This window comes from Fontisphaera persica (assembly GCF_024832785.1).
GTDB classification, from domain to species: domain Bacteria; phylum Verrucomicrobiota; class Verrucomicrobiia; order Limisphaerales; family Fontisphaeraceae; genus Fontisphaera; species Fontisphaera persica.
Window position 1 is genome coordinate 959,436 of sequence record NZ_CP116615.1, and the last position, 13,802, is coordinate 973,237.

Genomic DNA, 13,802 nt, shown 5'->3' on the forward strand with positions numbered 1-13,802 from the left:
TTGAGGTTTGGAGGGGAGGATTTTCAGACGGTGGAGTTGGTGACAGCGGGAGGTGACGAGGTTCTGTTTAGTATTTCAGCGCGGGAGTTTTCAGGGGTGAGGATTCATGCGCCGGATGAGGTGGATGACACGCTGACCGTGCAGATGGGGGGAATGGCAGCCAGCCATTTTACGATTGAATTTAATGGGGGCGCTGGTGGTTTTGACAGCTTGGTATTGGAGGGGGGCACATTTGACTCGGGCGACTATACGGCGTTGGGATTGGATGCAGGCGTGCTGGTGTTGACTGGCAGTCAGACTGTGCGGGTGGCCTTTTCGGGTTTGGAGCCGACCACCTCGACTGTGGCGATTGAGAACTTTACCTTCCGGACAGTGGATTATGGGGCGGGGGTGGATGTGATTACGGTGGACAGTCCGGGGGCTGGGCTGACGCGCCTCAGCGGGACCATTGGGGGCACTTCTTTTGAGAATTTTTCGTTCAGCAACATCACGCATTTCGTGCTGGACACTTTTTCCAATGACAGCGCCGGCCAGAACGCGGACCAGGTGACGGTGCAGGGCGGGGCGCTGGCGGCGGCGGGACTGGCGTCATTCACCATTCAAACCGGCCAGGGGGCGGACGTTATCTCGGTGACTCCCTCTGCTCAAGTGCCGGTCACTGTGGCGGCGGGTTCGGGGAATGATGAGCTGGTGGTGGAGGCGGGCGGGGTTTCATTTGTCTATGGAGGAGATCGGCTGACGGTAAATGGGGCGCAACCGGTGATTTTTGATGCGGACATGGAAAATCCCCGGGTGATGGGAGTGTCCATGCGGGACATTACGGTGGACTCGATTCTGGCGGTGGTGGGGGGTGGTGATTTTACTTTTGGCGCGGGCGGTTTATTGGAGCTTGCCGGGCAGGTGATGGAGGGCTTTTTTGTCATCAGCCGTTCGGCGGGGGTGGTCACCGCGTATGCCAGTCTGACGCGATTGGAGATTAATGCGGAGGGTCAGCGGTTGGTGACCTTGAGCGGCAACGGGGAGTTTTTGATTGGACCGGGCGGGGTGGCGGGCGGCTTTCGGTTGAACGTGGCGGAGACCTCGGCCATTTCGGGGCTGTCTTTGCAAGGCGCTTTTGAGCTGCGGGTGAACACCTCGAATCAGGTGGCGGTGGTGGGGACGCGGACTTTGCCGGCCGGGCCCTATTTCAAGGTGGGAGTGCTGGGCGCGACGATTACCACCAACTTTGGTCAATTAACGGCGGATGGGCTTGAGCTTGAGCGGGCGAGTGCGGGCGGCTCCGCCCTGTGGAATGTGGCGGCTGAGGGAGTGGGTCTGACCCTGCGGGCTGGCGCGGTGACTTTTACGGCGGCCAACGGGACGGGGGCTTTTCAGATTCGCGGCACAGGCATTGCCGGCCGCGCGAGTGTGGGGGTGGTGGTGCTGTCGGGCGTTCCGGGAGTGAGTTTGGGTGCGGAGTCGCTGGAGATTTTGGTGAACACCACCGGGGCGGATTTTGGGCCGGTAACGGTGGGGGGCCAGACGATTGCGTACAGCGGGGATTATTATCGCCAGTTTTTAAGGGTGGCCGGGACGGCAGCGCTGGCGGTGGATGGATTCATGAGTTTACGGGGAAGTTATGCTTTTGAACGGAGCACACGGACGGGCGGGGGTCAGGTCATCAAGGCAGCGGCAACGCAAGTCAGCGGATTGCTGGGGACGGGGGTGGGCAGCGGACAGGAAAGTGGAGTGCGAGTGGATGAGGGGAGTGGCGTATTGATGCTTCAGCCGGAAGGGATGGCTTTGGCCGCTTCGGGGCGGGCAGCGCTGGTGGGGATGCCCGAGGTACAGTTCAGTGGCGCGGTGCAGGTGCGGGTGAACACCATGGGCAGCGTGGTGAATGAAACGGTAGCCACGCCGGCGGGCAATCAAGCTTTGAACTTCACTTCGCCGGCGGTGGTGCGCGCAGTGACCGGCAATCTGGAGGTGGCGGTGGGGAATTTCATGGCGCTGAGCGGCCAATTGGGATTTGAGCGGAGTTTTGATGGGGCGACGGAGAAAATACTGGTGGGAGCGGAGGGGGTGACGGCTTTTGTGGGCGAGGGGAGCACTGGGCTGCGATTGACTCAAGGGCGGCTGGGATTGGTGCTGTTGCCGGGGGCGGGCACTTACGCGATGACTTTGAGGGGGCAGGCGGCGTTGGTGGGGGTGCCATCGTTCAATTTGACTGGCTCGATTACGGCGTTGGCCAATACCACTAATGCGCCGGTTTTGGAGACGGTGGTGGCCGGGAGCAGTGAAATCACGGTGAACTTTGCCACGGGGAATCGGGTGCAGCGTCTGGAGGGTAATCTTAATCTTGCGGTGACCAATTTTGTGACGGCGACGGGGGCGTTCACTTTTGAGAAGAGTGGCCAGGGGGCCAATGCCAAAATCCTGGCGGGGGCCAGCGGGGTGCAGGTGGTGATGGAGAACACCATGGTCCAGGCGCGGGTGGATAATGCGGAGTTGGGCATGGTGTTGTATCCGGCCACGGGCAAGGTGGCATGGACGGCCAGTGGGACGGCGGGCTTGAGCGGGGTGCCCAATGTAAGCCTGAATGGGACTTTCCGCGCTGTTTATAATAATACCGGCGGCGCGGTGACGGAGAACATCAATCTGGGCGGGGCGACGTTGCAGGTGCAGTTCACGCATTCCCAGGGTCAAATGGCGCGTTTGGAAGGGGCGGGGGTGGAACTGAATTTGGGCGGGGCGGTGCAGGTGACGGGCAACTTTGCGGTGGAGCGCAGCGCATGGGAAGGAGAGTCGGTGCTGCATGTGGGAGCGTCCAACGTCACGGCGTTTATGGGATTTAATGGCAGGGGTTTGCAGGTTCTGAATGGGCGGTTGGGCATGATGGTGGGAGTGATGGGGGATTATGCGGTCACTGCTTCTGGTCAGGGGGGTATTGTTGGGGTGAACGATGTGGAAATCAACGGTGAGTTCGCTTATACGTCGAACACGACCGGCTTAGAAGTGCAGACGGAGGTGCGGACCGGGGCGCTCCTGCCCGATGGGCGGCCGCAAACCATAGCTTTGGATTTGGCGGCGAACGCGCCCACGCAATTTGCGGCCAGCAATGTGTTGGTCATGATTGCGGGCAATAGGTTCACTGCCGGGCAGCTCAGTGTCACCAAGAGCGGGCCGTTGCTGAATCTAGGTGGAACGAATATTGGCTTCACCATGCAGGCCGGGGCCAAGCGCATTCTGGGCCTGAGCCAAGCGGATTTTGCCTTTAAGTTGACGGAAGAGGGCATCGCGGGAGCCGTCAAGAATGCGCAAATTCAGGGGCCGGACTTTGGCGATACCATCCAGCTTTCTGGCGTAGTGAGCCTGGTATTAAATACCACGCCGACGGCGCAGAGTATAACAGTGGCTGGGGAAGCGGTGGCGGTGCCGGCAGCGGTGGGAACGCCTTATCTGGAGGTGCAGGTGGCCAATGGCCTTTTGCGGGTGGCGGGGAATGAACTCACGGCGGACTCCTTTGTTTTGCGCAGCCAGGAGGCGGAGGTCCTGGTGAGCGGACAAAACTTGGACTTTGTGCTGCGCGCCGGCACGCGGCGGATAGTGGGGCTGGAGGATGCAGATTTTGCCTTCAAGTTCACCCAGACGGGCATCACGGGGGCCGTGCGCAACGGGGTGGTTAGCGGGCCAGATTTTGGGGGGAACATCACTTTATCGGGCCTGGTGAGCCTGGTGCTGAATACCACGGCGACGTCGGAAACGGTCACGGTGGCCGGGCAGCCGGTGAGCGTGGCGGCTGCGCCGAATGGCGCGTATGTCAGGGTGCAGGTCAACGCGGGGGAATTGAGCGTGCATGGCAACCGGCTGAGCGCTGACCGATTCGTGTTGGAGTGGAGCGGAGTGGAGGTGAATGTCACCGGCGAAAAACTGGATTTCTTGCTGGCGGCCGGGGCGAAGCGAGTTTTGGCGCTGGAGGATGCAGACTTTGCCTTCCGGTTCACCCAGGCCGGTTTGGCGGGGGTGGTGAGCGGCGGGCAACTGACCGGGCCGGATTTTGGGACGATGATGGCCTTGGAGGGGACGGTGGCGTTACGGGTCAATACCACTGCCACGGAGCAAACGTTCAACGTGGGCGGGCAGGCGGTCACGGTGCAAGCGGCCAACGTGGGTGGTTATTACGTGCGGGCAGAGATGGATGATGGCCGCCTGGTGGTTTTAGGGAACACCTTTACAGCGGATTTGCTGACGTTGGAAAAATCAGGGACGGAGGTGAAAGTGGCAGGGGAGGGCATAGGGTTGTCCTTGAATGCTGGGACGATGCGGGTGCTGGCGGTGGAGGATGGTGATTTTGGTTTCCGGATTTCCAGCAGTGGAGTGGTGGGAGCCATACTCAACGCCACAATTCTGGGGCCGGACTTTGCCGAGCTGCGGCTGAGCGGGACGGTGGCGGTGCTGGTGAATACCACGGGAACGGCGCAGATTTTGGCGGTGGGTGGCCAGCAGGTGAGTCTGCCGGCCGGGGGCTCAGCGTATGTGCGCGCGGAATTGGCCAATGGCAGTGTGCAAATCCTGGGCCAATCGTTGCGCGGCAACTTCCGGTTTGAGCAAACCACCCAAAATGGCGAGAGCCGGGTGGAGCTGCGGGCGGATGCCGTGCATTTGGGATTGGGATACGGGGCGACGGAGGTGGTGAGCGTGGACGCCTCTGAGGTGTTGTTGGTGGTGGACAACCGGGGGGTGGTGGGGGATTTTGCAGGGCTGGTGGCGCTGCGAGTGCCGAATGTCCAAGTGCAGGGGGCGTTGCGCGTGCGCGTGGACACCACCAATCCCACCGGGCGGTATCTGCGGGTGCAAGGGAATAACATTGCGGTGGTGGTGGCTGGGCAAACCTTGCAGGGGGACTTCGTGATGGAGCAGGCGCCGACAGCGGACGGCGGGACGGTCACCGGGTTGGGGGTCACCAATTTGAGCATGAACCTGGGCGATGACAGCGCGAATTACGTCAATCTGACCCAGGGCGAGGGGGCATTTATTCTGAGTCCGCTGGGCATTGCGGGCGTGGCCTCGGTGACCGTGAATGTATCGCTGCCGGGGGCGTCGCTGGCCGGGGGCAGTGTTAAACTGGAAATCAACACCACTCCTGAGCCGGTGCAGCGGCGGTTTCTGGTGGCAGAGGGGATTCCGGTGGACGCCAATCTGCCGGCCGGGTCGTTCCTGCGGGTGGCGGTCCAGGGTGCGACTTTGCAAGTGGGTGGGGCGAGCGGGCCGGCGATGCATGCGGATTTCTTTTTTGAACAGGTGACGCGGGCGGACAACACACGGATGGTGCGGTTTGCCGTGGCGGATTTGTCCATCACTTATGATGGGCAAGGCATCACCGAGGGTGAGGGGGCGTTTGTGATCTTGGCGCCGGATGCCGGGGTGCCGGGGTCAGGTGGTATTGCGGGGTATGTCAGTGGCCGTGCCAGTGTGGCGGCGGGCGGGATCTCGGTGGGGGGCAGTCTGGGATTACGGGTGAACAAGAGCCGGCTGCCGGTGAGCGAGGAGATGGAGGTCAATGGGCGGACCTTTAACATTGAGTTTAACGATGGGGCGGACGTGCTGGTGTTTTTTGGAGCTGACCTCACATTGACCATTGGCGATTTTGTGACGATTGAGGGGCGGGAGATTGTGTTCAGCGCCGGTCAGTTTAGCGGGACGGGTTTGACGTTGTTCCTGGGACGCGGGCCGGCCTTGCTGCCGGATCGCAGTGTGAATCCGGCCGCCACGGGCGTGATGCTGCGGGAGGCGGAAGTGGGCTTGCGCGAGTTGAGCGGGGGCGGGCATGCCTTGTACGCGGCCGGTGTGGTGGAGCTGCTGGGAGTGCCGCAGGTCACTTTTACGGGGGCGGCGCGGATTGAGGTTAATCAGGGGACAACCACAGCCACAGTGACGATGCCGGGGAACAGCACGCGGCAGATTGCGGCGGGGGCGATGGTGTTTGCGGCGGATGATTTGGTGGTGAGCCTTTTGGGGCAAACGCTGGCGGGTGACTTTGTGTTCAGCAAGCCCGGTCCCATGGCAGCGGAGCAGGCGGTGGTCATGGCGGCACAAGATGTGCGGGTGCAGTTGACCGGAGGGGGCACACCTTTGCTGACCGTAACGGAAGGGGCTGGCGCATTTATATTGACTTCCGCGGGCATGGCGGGGCAGGCCAGTGCCACGATGACGGTAAACGGAGGGACGGGGTTGACGCTGGGTGGCACATACGGTTTGGCAATCAACACCATTCCTGCGGCGGTGAATGAGCAAGTGACCGTGGGTGGCAATCCGGTGAACCTTAATCTGCCCACGGGCCGGTACGTGCGGATTAGTGGCACGGGGGCCAGCCTGACGGTGGTGGGGCAGACGCTCACGGGCAATTTTGCGTTTGAAGAACGCGCCAACGGCGGGCCGGACGGGAATCTGGCCACGCCGGGTGACAATACGCGCAGCGTGACGGTGGCGTTCAGCGGGGTGACGATGAGCCTGGGCGGCGGGGCGATGTCGGTCATCCATGGTGAAGGGCTGTTGCTGGTCACGGATAGTGGGTTGGCGGGCAGGGTGTCGGCAGGGTTGAGTTTCAGCGCCGGCACGGCGTTGTCGGCGTCGGGGACCTTTGTGCTGGAGTTCAACCGCACGAACCGGGCGGTGCGGGAAACGGTGGCGGTGGCGGGATTGCCACAGACCATTGAGATGCCGGCGGGCCGGTACATACGGGTGGCGGGGCAGAACATTGCGCTGCAGGTGGTGGGCCAGACATTGAACGGCAGTTTTGTTTTCGAGCAACGGCAGGGCGCCGGGCCGGATGCGGTGATTGGGACGGGGGATGATGTGCCGGTGGTCACGGTGGCGGCGTCGGGTGTCAGCTTGAATCTGGGCAATGGGTTGTTGCAGATGAGCCAGGGGAGCGGGCTGTTCCTGATCACGCCGGCGGGCATGGCGGGGACGGCGGTGGCGAATGTGAGCGTGGCGGCTGGCACCGGAATCACTTTGGCCGGGGCTTTCACGGTCACCCTCAATAACACCGCAAGCGCCGTGGACACGGCGGTGAATGTCAATGGCCAGCGGGTGGATTTCCAAATGCCCGCAGGGCCGTATCTGCGGGTGCAGGTGCGCGGGGTTGAACCTGGGCAGACGGCATCCTTGAGTGTGTTGGGGCAGACGTTGTCGGGCGATTTTGATTTTGAGCAGAAAAACACGGCGGGCGACAACGCCAGCCGGGTGGTGACCGTAGCGTTTGCGAATGCCGCGCTGACGCTTTCGGCGGGGGGCAATGCTTTGGTGATGGCCTCCAACGCCCAAGGCTTGTTTGTGTTGGGTCCGGACGGCATGGCGGGTGAGGCCACGGCGCAGGTGTCGGTCAATCCGGTGACGCAAATCAGCCTGAGCGGGACGGTGGGGATTGCCATTAATAACACCGGCAGCGCGGTGCATCGGGTGGTGGAGGTGGCTGGGACTGCGGTTACGGTGGATGTGCCGGCGGGGCCGTATGTGCGGATTACTGGCGATGACGTTCAGCTTCAGATTGGCACGGCATTGACGGTGCGGGGGAGTTTCGGTTTTGAGAAGCAAAGCACGACGGGGGGCGGGGAGGTTGTCCGCATAGTTGCCAGCCAGTTGCAAGCGGCGATTGGCGCGGGGTCGGTGTCCTTGAATCTTTCCAACGGCAACGGTTTGTTTGTGCTGCAGGTCAGCGGGCTGGCGGGACGGGCGGCGGGGACGGTGACGTTGAGCGGGGCGCCGGAATTGGTGCTGATTGCCTCGATGGAATTGGAAATCAACCGCACCGGCGCGGCGGTGAATGCGGAGCTGGGGGGTCAGACCCTGCAGTTGGCGGCGGGGCAGTATGTGCGCATTCAAGGTCAGGCGACGGTGGCGGTGCGCAACTTTGTGGAGGTGAGCGGGCGGTTTTTCTTCGAGTCAAGCGGCACGGGCGCACAGGCGGTCATCCGAGCGGGCGCGACGGGGGTGGAGGCGACGCTGGGGCTGCCGGGGGCTTTTGGTGTCTCGCTGCGGGATGGTGAGTTGGCGATGGTTTTGCGAGGCAACGGCACGTACGCGGTGAATGCGCGGGGCACGGTGGGTTTGACGGGCGTGGCGGGATTGTCAGCCAGCGGGGAGATTGCGCTGCAAATCAACACCACCGGCGGGGCGGTGCAGGAAAGCGTGGTGGTGGGCGGGAGCACGTTGCGGATTGATTTCACAGCGGCCGAAGGCAACGTGAAGCGGTTTGCGGCGAGCCAACTGATGCTGGTGACGCCGATGGGCACTCTGACCGGCAGCTTTTTCTTTGAAAAGGATGGTGTGACAAATGAGGTTTTTGCCGCGGCGACGGGGATCAACCTTTTCCTGGGCAATGACCAGGGGACGAGCAGCACGGCCGATGACATCGGCGTGGGGGTGAGCAACGCCTCGCTGGTGATGCTGTGGCTGCCGGATGGGACTTACGCCTTTGACGCCAGCGGCACGGCCTCCGTTGTCAATGTGTCTGCGTTGCAATTTATTGGGCAGTTGGGGGCGCAGCAAAACACTACGGGGGGTGATGTCAACCGTACGGTGACGGTGGGCGGCTTGAGCCGCACTTTGAATGTGCGGGCAGGCACCAACCGGTTTGGGGGGGACAACATCATTCTGCGGACGCCGCTGGCCGATTTGCGCGGCAACTTTGCGGTGGAATTGGCCACGTATGCGGGGGCGGACGGCATGGAGGGGACGGCGGATGACACCCGGGAAGTGCTGATTGGGGCGACGGGGATTGAATTGTTCCTGGGGAACGATCGGGGGACGCCCGCCACCAGCGATGATTTGGGCATTCGGATTTCCGAGGCGGAGCTGATTGTTTTGCTGACCACCGCCGGTTATGCGTATCAAGCGGGCGGCCGGGCGCGGGTTCAAGGCGTGCCGGAGGTGGAGATTGAGGGGGAGATTGGTTTGCAAAGCAATACTACAGGCGTGGCGGTGCGGCGGCAGTTGACGGTGGGCGGCGTGACCAAGACGCTGGAGCTGGCGGCGGGGGTGGAGCGTTTTGGCGGGACCAACGTGGTGCTGGGAGTGGCGGGCCAGAAACTGCGCGGCGACTTTTCCTTTGAGCGGCGCACGGTGAACAACACGACGACGGTGCAGGTGAATTTTGCCAATGTGTATTTGGGGCTGGGTGATGGCGTCACTGACTTTTTGAGTGTCAGCGGGGGGACCGGCAGTCTGACGCTGGATGACAGTGGATTGGACGGCAGTTTCAGTGGCGCGGTCGCGAGCCATCTGACGGGGGTTCAATTTGGGGGTGTTTTCAGCGTGGCGATACGCGCCAACGCGGCGGGCACGGAGCGATATGTGCGGGTAAGCGGCACGGGGGTGACGCTGACGGTGGTGGGCCAGCAGTTGCAAGGCAACTTCGTGATTGAGCAAACGACCACGGCCAGCGGGCAGGTATTGCGGGTGGGCGTGAGTCAGATGAGCTTGAGCTTGGGGGATGGGACGCGGACGTATGTTTCGGTGACCAACGGCAACGGGTTGATGATTATCGGCGCGCAGGGCATGGCGGCGTCGTTTGCGGTCAGTCCATCGTTCAACCTGCCGGGGGTCAGTCTTGTCGGCGGGAACGTGCGGCTGACCTTGAACACAGGAAGCCAGCCGGTTCAGGAAACTTTGGAAGTGGGAGGAGTGCCGGTGAGCGTGAATGTGCCGGGCGGCCCGTATTTGCGGGTGGAGGCGATAGGTGCGGCGCTGCGCCTTGGCGGGGCGGGCGGGCCGGAGTTGAATGGTGATTTTGCTTTTGACATGGCTGCGCGGGCGGACGGCAGCAGAATTATGCGGGTGGCGGCAGCCAATGTGAGTGTGACCTTTGAGGGCCAGGGGCTGCGGCGCGGGGAAGGCGCGCTGGTGGTTTTGCCCACAGGGGTGGCAGGGATGCTCTCCGGGGACCTGGACGTGCAGGGCGGTGGCGTGGGAGCCAGCGGGAGGCTGGGATTGCGCGTCAACAAGACCGGTCAGGCGGTAAATGAAATCATCACGGTGGGGGCGCGGGAAGTTACGTTGCGGTTCGGCGATACGGAGATGGATGTGTTTGCCTTCTTTGGGGAGGATTTATCGTTCAATGTGGGCAACTTTGTCACCATTGAGGGTAACATCAGCTTTACCAGTTCCGGCGGCAACCAAGTGTTTGCGGGGAATAATTTGCTGGTGTTCCTGGGGCAGGGGCCGGCCCGTTTGCCCAATGGTGACATGAATCCGACGGCCACGGGCGTCCTGGTGCAAAACGCGACGGTGGGTCTGGTCAAATATGCGGATGGGACGGTGGCATTCACTGCCAGCGGGCAGATTGGACTGGCCGGGATTAACCATGTGACCTTGGCGGGGACGGCCACGGTGCGCGTGAACAATTCCGGGCGGGTGGTGGATGAGACGATTTTCATGCCGGGTGACGCCGGCAACGTGGTGGTGCGATTCACCAGTGCGGCCCCGGTGACGGAGTTCCGCGCGGACAATCTGGCTATTGGCGTGGCTGGCCAAACGTTGCGGGGTGATTTTGCGTTTGACCGCGTCACGGACGGCAACTACGCCGGCGCGCTGCGGATTAGCGCCGCCAACGCCAGTTTGCGGCTGGGCGCGGGCACAACGGACATTCTGACGGTCGCCAACGCGGGCGGCACGATGCTGCTGGCCAGCGGAGGGCTGGCGGCGGACCTGGCTGGGACGGTGGTGTTGGGTGTGCCGCAGGTGGCTGCAGGTGGCAGTTTTAAGTTGCGAATCAACAACCTGACCGCGGCGGTGCATGAGCCGGGACTGGGGTTAATCAATCTGCCTGCCGGGCCGTATGTGCGGGTGGAAGGGCAGGGGGCTTATGTGGATGTGCTGGGACAGCGGTTGAGTGGGGACTTTGCGTTTGAACAGACCACGGCGGCTTCGGGCGCGCGGGTAGTGCGGGTGGCGGTGAGCAACGGCAGCTTGAGCCTGGGAGGAGGGGTGGTGACCGCCTCGCAGGCGACTGGCGCGTTGGTTCTCACGCCGGCGGGATTGGCGGGGCAGATAGGCGTGCAGGTGAATGTGGCCGCCGGCGCGGGCTTCACGCTGGGCGGGCAATTTACGCTGGGGGTGAACACCACCAACGCGGCGGTGAACGAAACGGTGACCGTGGGGTCGGCGGGGCTGAATATCACTGTTCCGGCCGGACCGTATGTGCGGGTACAGGGTGGGGACGTGCAACTCACGGTGGCCGGGCAAAGCTTGCGAGGCAGTTTTGCCTTTGAACAGGTCACGCGCGCCAACGGCGCGCGGGTGGTGCGCGTGGCGGCCACGGGGATTGATTTGGGATTGGGCGACGGCGGCAACACGTATTTGTCGGTCACCGATGCGTCGGGCATGTTCGTGGCGACGAATGGCGGGCTGGCTGGACGGTTGCAGGGGGCGGTCACGGTGAACATCCCGGCCGTGGAGTTGAACGCGGCATTGGCGGTGGAAATCAACAACACGGGGGCGGCGGTGGATGAGACCATGCTGGTCAATGGCGGCACGGTTTCGCTGTTGCTGCCGGCGGGGCCGTATGTGCGCGTGGCCGGGACCGGTCTGACGGTGGGGGTGGCGAATCAGCGGTTGAGCGGTGACTTTACGTTTACGCGGCAGACAACGGGCAATCAAACCACCGTGCAGGTGACACTGGCCAACATTTCCCTTGGTCTGGGGGATGGGACGACGGAATTCGTCAGTGTGCGCAACGGCAGCGGCAGCCTCACAATTGACCAGGCGGGGATGCGCGGCAGTTTCAGCGGCACCGTCACCACCAACATTCCGGGAGTGGCGTTTGGCGGAACGTTCTCGGTGGAAGTCAACGTGGAGAGCGCCCCGGCGGGCAATCGGTATGTGCGGGTGGCTGGCACGGGGGCCACGCTGACGGTGGCGGGGCAAACGCTGAGCGGCGACTTTGTGTTTGAGCAGACGGTGGCGGCCAGCGGCGGGCGGGTGGTACGAGTGGGCGCGGCGAATCTCAGGTTGAGTTTGGGAGGGGGCGGGCAGACCTATGTTTCCCTGGTCAACGGCCAGGGGGCCATGGTCATCAATGGCAGCGGCATGGCGGCGGCGTTCAGTGTAAGCCCTACGCTCACTTTGCCGGGTGTCACGCTGAATGGGGGCACGGTCAGTCTTGAAATCAACAGTTCCGCTGCGGCGGTGAACGAAACCATCACGGTGGGCGGCACGCCGGTTACGGTGAATGTGCCGGCGGGGCCGTTCCTGAGGATTTCGGTGGTGGGCGCCAGCCTGCGGATAGGGGCTGGCAACGGGCCGGTGATAGCGGGTGATTTTACGCTGGACCAGACCACGAGTCAAAGCGGAGGGACCCTCACGCGATTTGGAGTAGCGAATGCGAGTGTGGCATTTGGCGGGCAGGCGTTGAAGAATGGCGAAGGGGGATTTGTTATTACGCCGGCGGGCATGGCGGGCATGTTGAGTGGGGATGTGGATTTACAGGCGGGACCGGCCCAGGCCAGCGGCCGGTTGGGATTGCGGGTCAACAAGACCGGGGCGGCGGTGGATGAAACCATCACCGTGGGGACGCGGCAGATTATCATCCGCTTCAGCGCCGAGGAAGGCGATGTGTTTGCCTTCTTTGGCGAAGGCCTGACTTTCTCGGTGGGTGACTTTGTCACCATTGAGGGCAACGTCAGCTTCACCAGTATGGCGGGGCGCGAGGTATTTGCCGGCACGGACTTGGTGGTGTTTTTGGGGCGCGGCCCGTTACGCCAGCCCAATGGAGATATCAACCCGCTGGCCATGGGCGTAATGTTGCGGGATGCGCGGGTGGGATTGGTGCGCTTCGCCAATGGCAAACTGGCGATGACGGCCAGTGGGGTGGTGGAATTGGTGGGGGTAAATCAAATTGGTTTCTCCGGGACGGCGACGGTGCAATTTAACAACAGCGGCCTGCCGGTGGATCAGACCATAACCATTCCAGGCAGCACAGAGCCGGGGGTGCGGGTGCATTTTGCGACGGGGGCTTCGGCGGCCAGTTTCCAGGTGACGGACGGGGAACTGCGCGTGCTGGGGCAGGTGATGCGGGGTGGATTTGCTTTTGGCAAGGGAGACGCGGGGCGGGGGCTGGTGATGCAGGGGCCTGCGCCCGGGGGCGCGTCCTCGGTCAATGGTGTGGGCGGCGGCTTCGAGGACGGCGCGCTGCGCGTGGCAGCCACCGGGCTGGGCTTCAGCCTGGGCGGGGTGGTCACGGTCAGCAATGCCGGCGGCGCCCTGTTGCTTTCCAGTGCGGGGTTGGCCGGGCAGCTCAGCGGAGCAGTGAATTTCAATGTGCCGGGGGTGGTGTTTAGTGGCGCTTTTGGCGTGTCCATCAACACCACCAGTGCGGCGGTGAACACGACGGTGAACACCACCGGTGGGGCAGTGACGCTCAACCTGCCAGCGGGGCCGTACCTGCGGGTATCGGGTGAAGGCGTGGCGTTGCAGGTGGCCGGGCAGATTTTACGCGGCGATTTTGCGGTGGAGCGCGCAACCGTTACAGGCGGCGAGGCGGTGACGAGCATTATTACCCGCAACGTGTCGCTTACGCTTGGCGGCGGCGGGATGGACGTGGTTACCGTAAGTCGCGGAGAGGGCGTTTTGCTGGTGACGACGGCGGGCCTGGCGGGGCGATTGTCGGGCCAGGTGGGCATTAACATTCCGGGAGTGAGTTTTGGGGGTGACTTTGGGGTGACCATCAACAACACGGCGCAGGGGGTGCAACGGGAATTTACCGTCCAAGGTGAGGTCATCACGTTGAATGTGCCGGCCGGACCGTATGTGCGAGTGGAGGGGCT

The 13,802-nt window shown here is 62.9% G+C and carries 1 protein-coding gene (only partly in view); it reads left to right on the forward strand.

Annotated elements, in window-relative coordinates; all coding sequences use genetic code 11:
• A protein-coding gene (locus NXS98_RS03565; protein ID WP_283847097.1) for a proprotein convertase P-domain-containing protein crosses the window boundary here: on the forward strand, positions 1-13,802 show its start. Its footprint extends 48,322 nt past the window's final position; 13,802 of the gene's 62,124 nt are visible here — the first part of the coding sequence; its start codon is at positions 1-3; the stop codon falls past the right edge of the window.